At 67.1% G+C, this 15,276-nt stretch carries 15 protein-coding genes; 9 read left to right on the forward strand and 6 right to left on the reverse strand.

Annotated features, from left to right (window positions below):
- Positions 1 to 43: 43 nt before the first annotated feature.
- From A5767_RS17040 to thpD, 3 genes are all read left to right on the forward strand, one after another.
- Positions 44 to 1,237: a pyridoxal phosphate-dependent aminotransferase gene (locus tag A5767_RS17040; RefSeq protein ID WP_064852763.1), complete on the forward strand. Its 1,194-nt coding sequence runs from the start codon at positions 44 to 46 to the stop codon at positions 1,235 to 1,237.
- Positions 1,238 to 2,242, forward strand: a complete 1,005-nt coding sequence (locus A5767_RS17045; RefSeq protein ID WP_006551717.1) for an AraC family transcriptional regulator — start codon at positions 1,238 to 1,240, stop codon at positions 2,240 to 2,242.
- A gap of 193 nt (positions 2,243 to 2,435) precedes the next feature.
- Positions 2,436 to 3,326: an ectoine hydroxylase gene (thpD, locus tag A5767_RS17050; protein WP_006551718.1), complete on the forward strand. Its 891-nt coding sequence runs from the start codon at positions 2,436 to 2,438 to the stop codon at positions 3,324 to 3,326.
- 64 nt (positions 3,327 to 3,390) lie between these two features.
- Here thpD and A5767_RS17055 read toward each other — a convergent pair whose 3' ends face one another.
- The 3 genes from A5767_RS17055 to A5767_RS24195 form a co-directional block, all read right to left on the reverse strand.
- Positions 3,391 to 4,275, reverse strand: coding sequence for a glycosyltransferase family 2 protein (locus A5767_RS17055; RefSeq protein ID WP_064060235.1), 885 nt, complete (start codon positions 4,273 to 4,275; stop codon positions 3,391 to 3,393).
- A gap of 81 nt (positions 4,276 to 4,356) precedes the next feature.
- A complete protein-coding gene (locus tag A5767_RS17060; RefSeq protein WP_006551720.1) occupies positions 4,357 to 5,454 on the reverse strand; it encodes a 3-deoxy-7-phosphoheptulonate synthase in 1,098 nt (365 codons plus the stop codon).
- 233 nt (positions 5,455 to 5,687) lie between these two features.
- Positions 5,688 to 5,894: a GPR1/FUN34/YaaH family transporter gene (locus A5767_RS24195; RefSeq protein WP_082937737.1), complete on the reverse strand. Its 207-nt coding sequence runs from the start codon at positions 5,892 to 5,894 to the stop codon at positions 5,688 to 5,690.
- A gap of 99 nt (positions 5,895 to 5,993) precedes the next feature.
- Between A5767_RS24195 and A5767_RS17065 the strand changes: the two genes are divergently transcribed.
- Together A5767_RS17065 and A5767_RS17070 are read left to right on the forward strand one after the other, a co-directional pair.
- Positions 5,994 to 6,398, forward strand: coding sequence for an SRPBCC family protein (locus A5767_RS17065; protein ID WP_064852764.1), 405 nt, complete (start codon positions 5,994 to 5,996; stop codon positions 6,396 to 6,398).
- Positions 6,399 to 6,421: 23 nt separating this feature from the next.
- Positions 6,422 to 6,883 (forward strand): PPOX class F420-dependent oxidoreductase, encoded by a 462-nt coding sequence (locus A5767_RS17070; protein WP_006551722.1) that lies wholly within the window; start codon positions 6,422 to 6,424, stop codon positions 6,881 to 6,883.
- Here A5767_RS17070 and A5767_RS23815 read toward each other — a convergent pair.
- Both A5767_RS23815 and A5767_RS17075 read right to left on the reverse strand, forming a co-directional pair.
- Positions 6,825 to 7,004: an ANTAR domain-containing protein gene (locus A5767_RS23815; protein WP_228044897.1), complete on the reverse strand. Its 180-nt coding sequence runs from the start codon at positions 7,002 to 7,004 to the stop codon at positions 6,825 to 6,827. The two genes, A5767_RS17070 and A5767_RS23815, sit on opposite strands and share 59 nt — an antisense overlap.
- A gap of 148 nt (positions 7,005 to 7,152) precedes the next feature.
- Positions 7,153 to 8,337, reverse strand: coding sequence for an acyl-CoA dehydrogenase family protein (locus A5767_RS17075; protein ID WP_183079167.1), 1,185 nt, complete (start codon positions 8,335 to 8,337; stop codon positions 7,153 to 7,155).
- A 125-nt stretch (positions 8,338 to 8,462) separates the two neighbouring features.
- Between A5767_RS17075 and treS the strand changes: the two genes are divergently transcribed.
- Together treS and A5767_RS17085 are read left to right on the forward strand one after the other, a co-directional pair.
- On the forward strand, positions 8,463 to 10,286 hold the full coding sequence (gene treS, locus A5767_RS17080; protein ID WP_064852765.1) for a maltose alpha-D-glucosyltransferase: 1,824 nt from the start codon (positions 8,463 to 8,465) through the stop codon (positions 10,284 to 10,286).
- A 56-nt stretch (positions 10,287 to 10,342) separates the two neighbouring features.
- Positions 10,343 to 11,677 carry a maltokinase N-terminal cap-like domain-containing protein gene (locus A5767_RS17085; RefSeq protein WP_228045099.1) on the forward strand — a complete coding sequence of 445 codons (1,335 nt, stop codon included), beginning with the start codon at positions 10,343 to 10,345 and terminating at the stop codon, positions 11,675 to 11,677.
- A gap of 65 nt (positions 11,678 to 11,742) precedes the next feature.
- On the opposite strand, the gene A5767_RS17090 is transcribed toward A5767_RS17085, so the two are convergent.
- Positions 11,743 to 14,172, reverse strand: coding sequence for an ATP-dependent Clp protease ATP-binding subunit (locus A5767_RS17090; protein WP_064852766.1), 2,430 nt, complete (start codon positions 14,170 to 14,172; stop codon positions 11,743 to 11,745).
- A gap of 150 nt (positions 14,173 to 14,322) precedes the next feature.
- On the opposite strand from A5767_RS17090, the gene A5767_RS17095 reads away from it, so the two are divergent.
- The gene (locus A5767_RS17095; RefSeq protein ID WP_064852767.1) at positions 14,323 to 14,787 is read left to right on the forward strand and encodes a MarR family winged helix-turn-helix transcriptional regulator; all 465 of its coding nucleotides are present in this window, start codon (positions 14,323 to 14,325) and stop codon (positions 14,785 to 14,787) included.
- Positions 14,784 to 15,206 carry an organic hydroperoxide resistance protein gene (locus A5767_RS17100; RefSeq protein ID WP_006551727.1) on the forward strand — a complete coding sequence of 141 codons (423 nt, stop codon included), beginning with the start codon at positions 14,784 to 14,786 and terminating at the stop codon, positions 15,204 to 15,206. The genes A5767_RS17095 and A5767_RS17100 overlap by 4 nt, the downstream gene beginning before the upstream one ends.
- Positions 15,207 to 15,276: the final 70 nt, after the last annotated feature.

A 15,276-nucleotide genomic window follows, 5' to 3' on the forward strand; every position in this document is an offset into this window, starting at 1 on the left:
GCAGACCTCACGGATGTGACACCGCGGGCGCTACGCTGCAGGAATGGCTGATTCGACGACTTCGGGACGAGTTCGTACGGTCTCCCGGTTACGACCGTTCGCCTCGACGATCTTCGCCGAGATGACCGAACTCGCCGTCCGGCACGGCGCGATCAACCTCGGGCAGGGATTTCCCGACGTCGACGGCCCGCCCGCAATGCTCGAGATCGCCCGCCGCGCCATCACCGAGGGGGTCAACCAGTACCCGCCCGGGTCCGGCATGCCGGTCCTGCGCGAGGCGATCGCCGCCGACCGTGCCGCACGGTACGGCCTGCACCACGACCCCGAATCCGAGGTGCTCGTCACCGTCGGTGCCACCGAGGCGATCAGCGCCGCCATCCTCGGGCTCGTCGAACCCGGAGAGGAGGTGCTCCTCACGGAGCCGTACTACGACTCGTATGCGGCCTCGGTGGCGCTCGCCGGCGCGACGCGACGGACCGTGCCGCTGACCCGTTCCGGGAACGGTTTCGTGCTCGACGTCGACGCCCTGCGCGCCGCCGTCACCGACCGGACACGGATGCTGGTCGTCAACAGCCCGCACAATCCCACCAGCACCGTCTACGACCGTGAAGCGCTGACCGCCCTGGCCGAGCTCGCCTGCGAACGCGAACTGCTGGTGCTGTCCGACGAGGTGTACGAGCATCTGGTCTTCGACGGCCGCACGCACATCCCGCTCGCATCGTTGCCCGGCATGGCCGAACGGACGATCACGGTCTCGAGTGCCGCCAAGACCTTCAACGTCACCGGATGGAAGATCGGGTGGGCGATGGGCCGGCGCGAGCTGATCGACGGGGTGCGCGCCGCGAAACAGTTCATGACGTTCGTCGGTGGGGCGCCCTTCCAACCGGCGGTCGCACATGCGTTGACGCACGAGCAGGAATGGATCGCGTCGATGCGCGCCGACCTCGAGCGCAAGCGAACGTTCCTGTCCCACGCACTCTCCGAGGCCGGCCTGAGAGTGTTCGGCTCCGCCGGAACGTATTTCGTGTGCGCCGATCTGACACCCCTCGGCCGGACCGACGCGGTGGCCTTCTGCCGGGAACTTCCGGGCCGCATCGGGGTGGCCGCGGTACCGGTGAGCGTCTTCGTGGACGACACCGCGTCATGGAACCATCTGGTGCGCTTCGCGTTCTGCAAACGGGACGAGGTGCTCACCGAAGCGGTGGCACGTCTGAACGGATTGCAGGAGGCGCGCTAGATGTTGCGACCGACCATCCCGTCGGACTTCGTGTCGCGAGCGGTACAGGTGGGAGCCGAGGAGGGCATCGATCTGCAACCGGCCCTCGAGGCAGCACGCATCAGCCGCGCGGTGCTCACCCATCCCCATGCCCGGCTCACGCCCGCCCAGGTCAGTCGTTTCACGCAGGTGGTCTGGCAGATCACCGACGACGAACTCTTCGGCATCGCAGCGGCTCCCGTGCCCCGCGGCACCTTCCGGGTTATGTGCCTGACCCTCATCCACCGACCCGATCTCGACCACGCTCTGCAACGGATGATCGAGGTGAACCATGTCATCCGGTCCCTGCCGCAGTTGAGCCTGACCCCGGGTGCGTCCACCACCTTCCTGGACGTGGAACTGCCGGAGGTCGTGGACGACAAGACCCGCGTGGTGGTGGATTTCCTTCTCATGCTGCTGCACCGCTTCGCCGCGTGGCTGGTGGGTGGGCGTGTCCCCCTCGGGTCGGTGTTCCTGCCGTACACCGAACCCGATCCCGTCCTGGCCCGCAGTTACGACGCGATCTTCGGCGTGCCGGTGACCTTCGGTGCGGGACGGGCCGCGCTCGAGATCGACAATGCTGCACTGAAGTCGCCACTCGTGCAGACCGAGGAATCACTCGAGGAGTACCTGCGGGATTCTCCGAATCTCATTCTCTCCGAACGTGAATACGAGTCGACGGTGTCGTCCCAGGTGCGGCGGATCTTCGAATCGGGCATCGACGGCCGGACGGCGACCGCCGAGGACATCGCCGGCAGGCTCGCGGTGAGCCCTCCCCATCTGCGACGCCTGCTCCGCCAGGAGGGCACGTCGCTGGGGCAGTTGCGCGAGGAGGTCCTCCGCGACCTCGCGATCGCGGGCCTGAGACGCGGTGAAGCGGTCGACGATCTGTCGTCCCGGCTCGGTTTCTCCGAGCCGAGCGCCTTCCGCCGTGCGTTCAAGAGGTGGACCGGGAACACCCCTCGCGCATACCGAGAGCACCGCTGACGCGCATCGGCTGCCGACCGTCGCGACGCCGCCGGATACCCGGCCGGTTCCGGAACGAAACTCGATTCGACCAGGAGTTATGGGCGAGGAGTCGGTACGCGGACATGTCGGGGCCCGGCTTGCATTCCTGCATTTTCAGTGGGAACGTCGGAAGCGAACCGTCATCGACTTTCGAGAGGGTGATCTACGAGCTATGCGCACGACCGTTCGCGACGACTATCCGACCCGCGGTCGCACCGCCTGCGAGTCCGTCGAGAGGAAGGATCCCGTCGTCTGGGGTTCGGCTGCCGGCGGGCCGCTCGACGCCGAGGCCGTGATCGAGTACGACCGCCGCGGGTTCCACACCGCCGAAGGACTTCTCGCCGCCCACGACGTCGGGAACCTTCTGGAGGAGACCTCACGACTCGGCCGGGAACTCGGCGACGACGACCGTGTGGTCCGCGAAAAGGGCAGCGGCGACGTCCGCTCGGTCTTCGACGTGCACCGGCTCAGCGATCTTGTGGACTCGATCGTCCGCAGGCCCGAAATCGCCGGAATCGCACGGCAACTGCTGGGATCCGAGGTGTACGTCCACCAGTCGCGGCTCAACGTCAAGCCCGGCTTCCGCGGTGGACCGTTCTACTGGCATTCGGACTTCGAGACGTGGCACGCAGAGGACGGCATGCCCAAGCCGCGTGCTCTGAGCATCTCGATCGCCCTCACCGAGAATTACGGCTACAACGGCGGTCTGATGATCATGCCGGGTTCGCACAAGACGTATGTTTCGTGTGCCGGTGAGACGCCCGACGACTACTACCGGGAGTCGCTGGTCACCCACGTTCCGCCGACAGGTTCGCCGGACGAGGACACCCTCACCCGTTTGGCCGCCGAGCACGGTATCGCGACCTTCACCGGCCCGGCGGGGTCGGCGACGGTCTTCGATTCGAACTGTATGCACGGTTCCAACGGGAACATCACGCCGTTCCCGCGCTCGAATCTGTTCGTTGTGTTCAACAGCGTCGAGAACACGCTCGTCGAGCCGTTCGCCGCCTCGAGGCCGCGTCCGCCCTATCTCGGCAGCCGCGATTTCACGCCGCTGAGGTGACCTGAGGCGAGAAGATCCCACGATGGTGGCCGGGACGGTCCTGCGGCGTCCCGGCCACCCGTCGTCAGGGGGACGGCGTGCGGCCCTTCGTGTCGATCGGCATCGCACGTCCGCCGGAGCCGAAGATCGCTCGCCGGAGGGTGAATCTGCCCAGGTCGGGGTCGTAGGGCCGGTATGCCGCATACACCAGGACGTGGAGACGTGACTGTAGACGGATGAGCCTGAGGATCTCCGGCGTCAGGCGGCCGTGCAGTTCGAAGGTGTCGATTCCCGACTGGATATAGGCCGCGTACTCACGGGGCGGGGTGTAGGCCCGACGCGGCGACAGGTCGGCGTACAGATCGGTCAGCTGGGCGATCTCGATGTCCATCTCACGCAGACACAGTGCCAGATCCAGATCCTCGTGGATTCTCGGGTCCGTACTGACGACCTCCCGGACACGCTCCCACGCCGAGCGTCGCAGTGCCATGTTCGCGCCGTGCAGATTGTCGATCCGCCGTTCCCCGCCGAATGTTCCTTGCGCGACCCGTTTGTCGATGTACCACTGTTTGAGCCTGCGGTAGGGGGAATCGTAGGAGTTGCTGAGTCCGCTGATCGCTCCCACCTCGGCGGTGTCGTCGCGGGCGAAAAAACTGCGGACGGTGTGCGCCCAATCGGGACGAACCCGCGTGTCCGCATCGATCCGTCCGATGAGATCTCCTGTGGCCGCGTCGTATCCGGCATTGCGCGCGAATGCGACACCCGGTCTTGGCTCGACGATCCGTCGCACGAGGGGCTCGCCGGCGGCGATGGCTTCGATGATCTGCGCGGTGCGATCGGTCGAATTGTTGTCAACGACCAGGATTTCGTGGATCTCCGACTTCTGGGCGAGCAGCGCCGCAAGGCATTTCGCGATGTAACGCTCCTCGTTGTGGGCCGGCACGACGATCGACAACCTGTTCGTAGTCATGGAAACGACGCTACCGAACCGACGAGGGCCGGCGGTTCGTCATCGCTGACGACTCCGCCGGCCCTTCGCGCCGCAGACGGTTCAGCCGCGACGGGTGCGCACGGCCTGCGCGAGGCGGTCGAGCTGCGCGGCGGTGGTGTCCCAGTCGATGCACGCGTCGGTGATCGACTTGCCGTAGTCGAGCTTGTCGGCCTCGCCGAGGGTCAGGTCCTGACGTCCCGCCTCGATGAAGCTCTCGAGCATCAGTCCGACTATGCCCTTCTCGCCGGCCTCGATGCGCTCGGCGACATCGGTGACGACGTCGACCTGCTTGTTGTGGTCCTTGCGGCTGTTGCCGTGGCTTGCGTCGATGACGACACGCTCGGGCAGACCGGCCTTGCGCAGGCGGGCCATCGTGTCGGCCACGGTCTCGGCGTCGTAGTTCGGCCCCGCGCTGCCACCGCGCAGGATGACGTGGCAGTCCGGGTTGCCTACGGTCTCGATCAGCGCGGCCTGACCGTCGAGGTCGGTGCCGGGGAAGACGTGGCTGGCCGCTGCGGCACGGGTGCCGTCGACCGCGACCTGCACGTCACCTTCGGTGGAGTTCTTGATGCCGACGGGCATGGACAGCGCGCTGCACAGCTGGCGGTGAACCTGACTCGCGGCGGTGCGGGCGCCGATGGCTCCGTAGGTGACCAGGTCGGCGTAGTACTGCGGAAGGATCGGGTCGAGGAACTCGCAGCCGACGGGCAGGCCGAGACCGGAGACGTCGAGCAGCAGCTTGCGGCCGATGCGCAGACCGGTGTTGATATCGAAGGTGCCGTCGAGGTGCGGGTCGTTGAGCAGGCCCTTCCACCCGAGCGTGGTGCGCGGCTTCTCGAAGTACACACGCATCACGACGTGCAGGTCGTCGCGCAGCTCCTCGGCCTTGGCGGCCAGACGGCGCGCGTAGTCCATCGCAGCGGCGGGGTCGTGCACGGAGCAGGGGCCGACCACGACGACGAGACGGTCGTCGGTGCCGTTCAGGATGTCGACGGTGCCGGCGCGGCCCGAACGGACGGTCGCTGCGACGACGGCGTCGGGTGCGTACTCGGCACGGATCTCGGAGGGTGCGACGAGAGGGCTGACCTTGACGGTGCGCTGTTCGTCGAGATTCGACGTGGAGATTCCGGTGGTCGCGGTTCCGGTGCTGGGGCTCATCGATGGTTCCTGTTCTCGGTGGTTCGGATTCCGACCCGAGAGAACCTGAGATTCCGACGAGCCGGTCTGGATCCGGCTCGTAGGTGAAGAAGTCAGCGCGCGGTCACGCCGACCGACCCACCCCGGGCCGGCCTGCTAAACCAGAAATATGCACGCTGCATAGTCCCGGACTGTACCAGGACGGCCGATGCGCCTGTCAAATCGCCCCCGCACGGGAACGAAGAGGTGCCCCGTCAGCGTGGGCCCGTGGGCAGGACGACACGCCCGAAGGTCGTGCTCAGCACCCCGGCAGCGGAGGTGTACCAGGCGCCGGCGGCAGCGGCGAGCCCGAAATAACCCCCGACCCTCGTCGGACCGGTCTGCTCCAGTAGCGCTCCGAGGGCGAGGAAGACGAAGACGGCGAGGAGTACCGAGAAGGTGACGAAGAGGGCCGCGCCGATCCGGGTACCGGCTGAACGCCGTCGCTCCGAAGACGTTGTGCTTCAGGAACTCCCACATTCCGGCGGCGATCGACCTCCCGAACTTCTAATGTGGCGAGCATGAGCACGGACGTCGTCCGCAGCCGCCATGTCGCTCGGGTCGTCCGATGCCCACCGCGCCGGGTCTACGAGTTCGCCGCGGATCCCGACAACCTGCCGAAGTGGGCGGCCGGTCTGGCACAAAGCGAGGTGCGGCGGATCGGCGACGCCCTCGTCGCGGACTCCCCGATGGGCGAGGTCACCGTGCGGTTCGTCGGCGCCAACGATTACGGGGTGCTCGACCACGAGGTGACACTGCCGTCGGGTACGACGGTGCACAACCCGATGCGGGTACTCCCCCATCCGGACGGTGCCGAAGTCGTCCTCACCGTCCGGCAGATCGAACTGACCGACGACGAGTTCGACCGCGACACGCGCATGGTGGAAGAGGACCTCGCGCGACTCGCGGCGCTCCTCGAGTCGTGACCCTTCGGAACAGGAGAACGTGAATGGCCCGCAAGATCGCCACCAACACCGCAGTCGGCCTGCAGGAACTGCTGGACTTCGTCCGGCCCCGGCACCGAATGATCCTCATGACGCAACGCGACGACGGCACACCGCAGGCCTCCCCCGTCACCGGCGGCGTCGACGACCGCGGACGCATCGTGATCGCGACCTATCCCCGGCGCGCCAAGACCCGCAACGCCCGCAGCCGGCCCGAGGTCGGTGTCGTCGTGCTGTCCGACGACTGGAACGACGCGTGGGTGCAGGTCGACGGAACCGCGGAGGTGATCGATGCCCACGACGACGTCGAACCGCTCGTCGAGTACTTCCGCAACATCGCCGGGGAACATTCGGACTGGGACGAGTACCGGCAGGCCATGCGCGATCAGCGCAAGTCGCTGATCCGGATCACCCCGACCCGCTGGAGCCCGGTGGCCACGGGAGGCTTCCCACCCGAACTGGCATAGATACCTCACCGCCCGCGTCGACCACGTGCCCCGCGATCCGTCGCAGGGGCACGTTGCGTTCCTCGGACAACTTCCGGAGCAGGACGAACGCATCGTCGGCACCCACCGCGAAGCGTTCCATGAGATCACCCTTCGGACCGCGCGCCGCTCGACCGCTCCCTGTTGCCGACCTCCCCCGATGCCACGCCACATACTTGCATCGACCTCCCGGCGTGCCGAAGAACCCTAGTGCGAAGAGCAGGTCGCATTGGTCACGAGCGGCCGGCGGTCTACCGCCACGGCACGCGTTCCGGGTCGCGCAGCATCCGCCGTGCCGTGGACATCCGGTGCACCTCGTCGGGGCCGTCGTAGATACGGGCGTAGCGCGCCCGCCGGTACATCCCCTCGAGCGGCGTGTCGGCGGTGAGACCGAGCGCCCCGTACACCTGGATCGCACGGTCGACGACATCGTGCAGCATCTGCGCGCCGCGGAACTTGATGAGCCCGATCCGGACCCGGGCGTCCTCCCCCGCATCCATCACCCGCGCGGCGTCCAGCGTCATCAGACGGGCGGCCTGGATGTCGGCGGCGGATTCGGCGATGTAGCGCTGGATCTCACCCTTCTCGGCGAGCAGCGATCCGTGGGCGAAGCGGGAGTTGGCGCGCGCACACATGAGTTCGAAGGCCCGTTGGGCCTGCCCGAGCCACCGCATGCAGTGGAAGATCCGTCCCGGCCCGAGCCGGTCCTGCGCGACGACGAAGCCGTTGCCGCGTTCACCGAGCACGTTCTCCTCGGGAACGCGCGCACCGTCGTACCGCACCTCGTAGTGATCGCTCGGGTCGTGCCCCATCGTGGGGATCGCCCGCACGATCTCGAGTCCGGGGGTGTCGATGGGCACGATGATCGCGCTGATGCTGCGGTGCAGCGGAGTCGACTCGGGTTCGGTCCGGGCGAAGACCGTGCAGTAGCCGGCCTGCGCGGCGCCGGTGGTGAACCACTTGTGCCCGTCGATCACCCATTCGCCGTTCTCGAGCCGGGCGGTGGTCTGCACGAGCACGGGGTCGGATCCCGCCACCTCCGGCTCGGTCATGCCGACAGAGGGCAGGATGTCGCCGGAGACGAGCCCTGGGATCCAGCGCTCGCGTTGTTCGGCGGTGCCGTGCCGCTGGATCATCAGGGCGTCCTGCATGGACACCGATCCCACCGCGAGCTGACCGTACTCGGAGCGACCGATGATCTCGTTGAGGTAGACGAAGTCCAGGAAGGGAACCCCGCCCCCTCCCATCTCCTCGGGATGCCCCAGAGCCCACAGCCCGAGTTCCTTCGCCCTGGCCTTCAGCCCGACGAGCGCCTCGGCGGCCTTGTCGTCGTGACGGCTCAGGACGGGTTCGAGAGGAATCACCTCGTCGTCGATGAACGAACGCATGCGGGTGCACAGTTCGGCCACCCGCCCTTCGGGCCGGTTCGCAGTCATGCCCGCCAATCTATCGGCGCACACGTGCACTCACATAGCGTTCCGTCCTGTCCGGGTGTGGAAATCCGTCCGCCGGGGCATTCTGGGGCGAGTCCATCCTGCGACGCGACGAGCACGGAGGTGCCATGCCGGATCCGTCCGACCGAGTACCCGAATACGAACACACCGAAGACGGTCATCTCGTCGAGAGCCGGGCGGAGGACTTCGCCCATGCGCGCAGCCTGCCCGTCGACCCGGACTGGTTCAAGACCGCGGTGTTCTACGAGGTTCTCGCCCGCGCTTTCAACGACTCGAACAACGACGGCACCGGCGACCTACTGGGGCTGACCGAGAAACTCGACTACATCGCATGGCTCGGCGCCGACTGCATCTGGCTGCCGCCCTTCTACGATTCACCGCTCCGCGACGGCGGCTACGACATCCGCGACTTCCGGTCGGTGCTACCGGAATTCGGCACGGTCGAGGACTTCGTCATCTTCCTCGACGAGGCGCACAAACGCGGTATCCGCGTCATCACCGACCTCGTCATGAACCACACGTCCGACACGCACGCGTGGTTCCAGGAATCCCGGAGCGACCCCGACGGGCCGTACGGCGACTTCTACGTGTGGTCGGATGTCGACGACCGATACCAGGAAGCCCGCATCATCTTCGTCGACACCGAGACGTCCAACTGGACGTGGGATCCGGTGCGCAAGCAGTACTACTGGCACCGGTTCTTCTCGCACCAGCCCGACCTGAACTACGACAACCCCGAAGTACAGGACGCGATGCTCGACGTCCTGCGGTTCTGGCTCGATCTCGGCATCGACGGGTTCCGCCTCGACGCGGTCCCCTATCTGTTCGAGCGTGAGGGGACCAACTGCGAGAACCTCCCCGAGACGCACGCCTTCCTCAAGAAGTGCCGTGCGGTGATGGATGCCGAATATCCCGGCCGGGTGATGCTGGCGGAGGCGAACCAGTGGCCCACCGACGTCGTCGAGTACTTCGGCGAACCCGAGATCGGCGACGAGTGCCACATGGCTTTCCACTTCCCGCTGATGCCGCGCATCTTCATGGCGGTGCGGCGACAGAACCGTTTCCCGATCTCGGAGATCCTCGCCCAGACCCCGCCGATCCCGAAGACCGCCCAGTGGGGCATCTTCCTCCGCAACCACGACGAGCTGACCCTCGAGATGGTGACGGACGAGGAACGCGACTACATGTACGCCGAGTACGTCACCGACCCGCGGATGCGCGCGAACATCGGCATCCGCCGTCGTCTGGCGCCGTTGCTGGAGAACGACCGCAACCAGCTCGAGCTCTTCACCGCTCTGTTGCTGAGCCTGCCGGGCTCCCCCGTCCTGTACTACGGCGACGAGATCGGCATGGGCGACAACATCTGGCTCGGCGACCGCGACGCGGTGCGGACCCCGATGCAGTGGACCCCCGACCGCAACGCGGGCTTCTCCCGCGCCGATCCGGGCCGGTTGTACCTGCCGGTGATCATGGATCCCACCTACGGGTACCAGGCGGTGAACGTCGAATCGCAGATGAACTCGACGAACTCGCTGTTGCACTGGACGCGGCGGATGATCCAGGTCCGCAAGCAGCATCCGGCCTTCGGTGAGGCCTCGTTCACCGAACTCGGCAGCGCGAATCCCGCGATCCTGTCCTATCTGCGCGAGATGTCGCCCGGCCCGGAACGCAACTACAGCGACGTCATCCTGTGCGTGAACAACCTGTCGCGCTATCCGCAGGCGGTCGTCCTCGATCTGTCGCGCTTCGCCGGGTGGATCCCGGTGGAGCTGACCGGGTCCGTCCCGTTCCCGACGATCACGGAGGAGGGTTACATGATCACCCTGCCCGGTCACGGATTCTTCTGGTTCGCCCTGCAACCCGATCCGTCCAAGGAGGGACCGGGCGAACACCCGGTGAGCAGCGAAGCGGAAGCGGCGGTGCAGCCGTGACGACCAACAACGAGCTCTACCCGGACGAACGGCTCGTCGAGGATCTGCGCGAATGGATGCCGCACCAGCGATGGTTCGCGGCCAAGGGCCACACCATCACCGGGATCGGTGTCGTCCTGCGTCATCCGCTCGTGGAGGAGTCCGGTTTCGGGGCCGACCATCTGATCGTGAAGGTCTCGTTCGACTCGACCGCGGACCAGATCTATCAAGTGCCCCTCGGTTTCCGTTCCCATCTCCCCGAGGAACTGCAGTCGTGGAGCGTGGTCGGCCCCGACGACTCCCACGACCACGGCCTGCACGTCTACGACGGCCTCCGCGATCAGGAGATCCTCGACCGGTATTCGCGCAATCTGGCGAGCGGCACCCCCGCCGGCCCGGTGGACCTCCACACCGTGCCGGGTGCGGTCATCGAACCGGGCCTGCGTGGGCGTGCGCTGAGCGCGGAGCAGTCCAACACCTCCGTGGTCCTCGGAGAGAAGTTGCTGCTCAAGATGTTTCGTCGGCTCACGCTCGGCATCAATCCGGACGTCGAACTGCCGCTCGCGCTCGGCGAGGACGGATGTCGGTCGATCGCCCCGATCCGGGCATGGATCGAAGCGGAGGTCGACGGGGTCCGCACCACGCTGGCGATGGTGCAGGACTTCGCGGCGAACTCGGCCGACGGCTGGTCGATGGCACTCGGCAGTGTCCGGGACCTGCTCCTGGAAGGAGACCTGCGCGCCGACGAGGTGGGCACCGACTTCGCCGGGGAATCCCATCGCATCGGTGCGGCCGTGGCGGATGTGCACGCCCATCTCGGCTCCGCGCTCGGCACCGACGAGCGCGCCGCCGCCGAACTGGCCGAGGGCATGATCCGCCGGCTCGAGGGTGCGGCGGCCGAGGTCCCCGAGCTCGCCGAACTCACCGACGCGGTCCGGGCCCGGTTCGATGAGGTTGCGGCGCTGGGTCAGGTTCCGGTGCACCGCATCCACGGCGACCTGCATCTCGGGCAGGTGCTGCGTACCCCCGAGCGCTGGTTGCTCATCGACTTCGAGGGCGAACCCGCGAAGTCGCTCGAGGAGCGCCGCAAGCCCGACAGTCCGTTCCGGGACGTGGCGGGAATGCTGCGGTCGTTCGACTACGCCGCGCATCATTCGATCCGTGAATCCGAACAAGGCACGGCGGTGGAGTCGCAGCGGGAGTTCCGGGCCCGGGAGTGGGCCGAACGCAACTGTGCCGCCTTCTGCGACGGCTACGCAGCTGCCTCGGGCACGGATCCACGGGGCTCCGACGTCCTGCTGCGTGGTTACGAGCTCGACAAGGCGGTCTACGAGGTGGTCTACGAGGCTCGGCACCGTCCCTCGTGGCTTCATCTGCCGCTCGAGGCGATCCGTCGTCTCACCGCCCGCTGACCACCCCCCCGAACGCGGGAAGGGGAGAGATGCCGTGGCATCTCTCCCCTTCCTCGTCGTGCGGGTCAGCTCACCTGGAGCAGCAGTTCGTCTTCCACGACGTCCGCCGTGACCCGGTTGCCCTCGGCGAGCGCGTCGTCGAGCAGCATGTCGGCGATGCGGTCGTCGACCACCCGGGAGATCGAGCGGCGCAACGGACGGGCACCGAACTCGGGCTGGTGACCGTTGCGGGCGATCCACGCCACCGCGTCGGCGGTGAACTCGAGGTCGATCCCCCTGCTCTGCAGCCGCTTCCGGCTGTCGTCGAGCAGCAGCTCGGTGATCCGGTGCAGCTGGTCGTCGTCGAGCTTGCGGAACATCACGATCTCGTCGATGCGGTTGAGGAACTCCGGCCGCATCGATTCGCGCAGCCGTCCCATGACCCGGTCACGCAGCGGCTTCTCGGCCGCCTCGGCGTCACCGGTGGTGAAGCCGAGCGCGCCTCCGCGGCTCGAGATGATGTCCGAACCGAGGTTGCTGGTCATGATGACGACGGTATTGGTGAAGTCCACCGTGCGTCCCTCACCGTCAGTGAGGCGACCGTCGTCGAGGACCTGCAGCAGTGTGTTGAACACGTCCGGGTGCGCCTTCTCGATCTCGTCGAGCAGCACCACCGAGTAGGGGTGGCGACGCACCTGTTCGGTGAGCTGTCCGGCCTCGCCGTAACCGACGTAACCGGGAGGGGCGCCGACGAGACGGCTCACGGTGTGGCGTTCGCCGAACTCGCTCATATCGATGCGCAGCATGGTGCGCTCGTCACCGAAGAGCACCTCGGCGAGGGCCTTCGCGAGCTCGGTCTTGCCGACGCCGGTGGGACCGAGGAACAGGAAGCTGCCCACCGGACGACGCGGGTCGCTCATGCCGGAGCGGCTGCGCCGCACGGCACGTGCCACGGCGTGGACGGCTTCGTCCTGTCCGACGACGCGCTTGTGCAGCTCGTCCTCGAGAGTGCGCAGCCTCTCCTTCTCGGCGCGGGTCATCCGCGATGCGGGGACTCCGGTGGCCCGCGAGACGATCTCGGCGATCAGCTCCGGGTCGACGGTCGGAGTTCCCTCTCCGTTGCCCTCGCTGTCGCCACCGTCGATCCGAGCCTGGACGCGAAGGATCTCGTCGCGGATGCGCGAGGCATCCTCGTACTGTTCGGCCTCGACGGCGCGATCCTTCTCCGCTTCGAGTTCGTCCAGCCTCGAACGCAGTTCGGTCACGTCGGTGCGCGGCACCCGCAGGCGCAGTCGTGCACCGGCCTGGTCGACGAGGTCGATCGCCTTGTCCGGCAGGTGCCGGTCGGGCAGGTACCGCATCGACAGGTCGACGGCCGCTTCGAGCGCTTCGTCGGTGTACCGGACCTTGTGGAACTCGGCGTACCGATCGGCGAGACCCTTCAGGATCGCGACGGCGTCGTCGCGTGCTGGCTCGTCGACCGTGACGGGCTGGAAACGGCGTTCGAGCGCCGGATCCTTCTCGATGTGCTTGCGGTACTCGTCGAGGGTGGTCGCACCGACGACATGCAGTTCACCGCGGGCGAGCTTCGGCTTGAGGATGTTCGCCGCGTCCATCGCGCCCTCGTTGCCGGCGCCTGCGCCGACGACGGTGTGGATCTCGTCGATGAAGACGATGAGCTTGCCCTGCTGGGCGGTGATCTCGTCGAGCGCTGTGGTGAGACGTTCCTCGAAGTCGCCCCGGTATCGGGTTCCGGCGACCATCGCCGTCAGGTCGAGCTGGACGATCCGCTTGTCCTGCAGGATGTCCGGGACGTCCCCGTCGACGATGCGCTGGGCGAGTCCTTCGACGATGGCGGTCTTGCCGACGCCGGCCTCACCGACGAGCACCGGGTTGTTCTTGGTGCGTCGCGCGAGGATCTCGATCGTCTGCTCGATCTCGTCGGTACGGCCGATGACGGGGTCGATGCCGCCGCCGCGCGCCCGCTCGGTGAGGTCGACGCCGAATTTGTCGAGCGTCGGCGTCGGGGTCTCCTCCGCGGCGGGAGCTGCGGGGGTGGGCTGCAGTGCGGTCTGCAACGCCTGCGGGGTCACGCCCAGGGACGCCAGCAGGCGTCCGGGAGCGCGGGTCTGGTCGGCCGCGAGCGTGAAGAACAGGTGCTCGGGGTCGATGTAGGTGGAGCCGAGCGCACGCGAGAGCTGGTGCGCTTCGAGGAGTGCGGTCTTCACGGCACCGGTCAGTGCGGGTGCGGAGACGGCCTCACCGGGGCGGCTCTGCGGCAGCCGCTGGTCGACGGCGGCAGCGACGTCGGCGGGGTCGGCTCCGGCGCGCGTCATGACCGTGCGGGACGGATCCTGCTCCGCCATCGCGCGGAGGAGGTGCAGCACGTCGAGTTCCGCGTCACCACGGTCGGTGGCGTAGCGCGCTGCGTGGGCGAGGAGGTCCTGGGTACCGCGGCTCATGAAACGTGTGATGTCCATTCGGCCGGGGCCACCAGGCCCGAAGAATGCCGGCATTCCGAAGCCTTTCTGTCGAACTTGAGCCATTCTCACTCAACTAACGTGCCCAGAGCGCTCTCAATTCCCACATGGAAGTGATCCGGAACACCTATCGAGTTGTGGCCATTAATGTTGTGCACAACAAAACGGGGCGCTACATTCATTCCCGTGCCGTCTCCACTCGAACTCGACCAGCAGGTGTGCTTCGCGCTCTACCGCGCCTCCCGCACCATCACGGCCGCATATCGGCCACATCTCGATCGGCTGGGCATCACCTACCCGCAGTACCTGGTGCTCCTGGCGCTGTGGGAACGCGATGCGCGAGGCGTGCAGGATCTGTGCGACTCGCTCGATCTCGACACAGGCACACTCTCCCCCCTGCTCAAACGGCTCGAGGCCGCCGGATACGTCGAACGACGCCGGCAGCAGACCGACGAACGTCGTGTCGTCGTCCACCTCACCGAATCGGGAGATGCACTCCGGACAGAGGCCACGGACATCCCCGGCTGCGTGACGCGGGACAGCCGGTTCGACGTCGACGAACTGGTCGCGCTGCGCGAGACGCTCCACCGCCTGACCGCCGCGTTGCAGGAAGCATCCGGCGCACTCTCGAAGAAAGGCAGGACATCGTGAACATCATCTACACCGCCGAAGCACTCGCCACCGGAGCAGGCCGCGACGGCCACGCCCGCACCAGCGACGGCAAGCTCGACCTCGACCTGTCCATCCCCACCGAGATGGGCGGCAGCGGCAAGGGCACCAACCCCGAACAACTCTTCGCCGCCGGATACGCCGCGTGCTTCCACTCGGCACTGCAGATGATCGCCCGACAGGAGAAGGCGGACGTCAGCGACTCCGCGGTCGGCGCCCGCGTCGGCATCGGCCCGACCGACGGCGGCGGATTCGGTCTCGCCGTCACCCTCGAGGTGACTCTTCCGAACCTCCCCCGCGAGCAGGCGCTCGAGCTCACCGAGAAGGCCCATCAGGTGTGCCCGTACTCCAACGCGACCCGCGGCAACATCGACGTCACCCTCGAGGTGACGGAGGACTGAGTCACCCTCGAGGTGACGGAGGACTGAGTCACCCTCGAAGGTGACGGAGGACTGAGTCGCCCTGCGCTGC

The organism is Rhodococcus sp. 852002-51564_SCH6189132-a, assembly GCF_001665495.1.
GTDB classification, from domain to species: Bacteria; Actinomycetota; Actinomycetes; order Mycobacteriales; family Mycobacteriaceae; genus Rhodococcus; species Rhodococcus pyridinivorans.

Coding starts and splice junctions, on each gene's coding strand:
- A5767_RS17055 (WP_064060235.1), bottom strand. CDS start 4,275: ATGACTACGAACAGGTTGTCGATCGTCGTGCCGGCCCACAACGAGGAG.
- thpD (WP_006551718.1), top strand. CDS start 2,436: ATGCGCACGACCGTTCGCGACGACTATCCGACCCGCGGTCGCACCGCC.
- A5767_RS17040 (WP_064852763.1), top strand. CDS start 44: ATGGCTGATTCGACGACTTCGGGACGAGTTCGTACGGTCTCCCGGTTA.
- A5767_RS17090 (WP_064852766.1), bottom strand. CDS start 14,172: ATGCCGGCATTCTTCGGGCCTGGTGGCCCCGGCCGAATGGACATCACA.
- treS (WP_064852765.1), top strand. CDS start 8,463: ATGCCGGATCCGTCCGACCGAGTACCCGAATACGAACACACCGAAGAC.
- A5767_RS17060 (WP_006551720.1), bottom strand. CDS start 5,454: ATGAGCCCCAGCACCGGAACCGCGACCACCGGAATCTCCACGTCGAAT.
- A5767_RS17045 (WP_006551717.1), top strand. CDS start 1,238: ATGTTGCGACCGACCATCCCGTCGGACTTCGTGTCGCGAGCGGTACAG.
- A5767_RS17075 (WP_183079167.1), bottom strand. CDS start 8,337: ATGACTGCGAACCGGCCCGAAGGGCGGGTGGCCGAACTGTGCACCCGC.
- A5767_RS17070 (WP_006551722.1), top strand. CDS start 6,422: ATGGCCCGCAAGATCGCCACCAACACCGCAGTCGGCCTGCAGGAACTG.
- A5767_RS17085 (WP_228045099.1), top strand. CDS start 10,343: ATGCCGCACCAGCGATGGTTCGCGGCCAAGGGCCACACCATCACCGGG.
- A5767_RS23815 (WP_228044897.1), bottom strand. CDS start 7,004: ATGGAACGCTTCGCGGTGGGTGCCGACGATGCGTTCGTCCTGCTCCGG.
- A5767_RS17065 (WP_064852764.1), top strand. CDS start 5,994: ATGAGCACGGACGTCGTCCGCAGCCGCCATGTCGCTCGGGTCGTCCGA.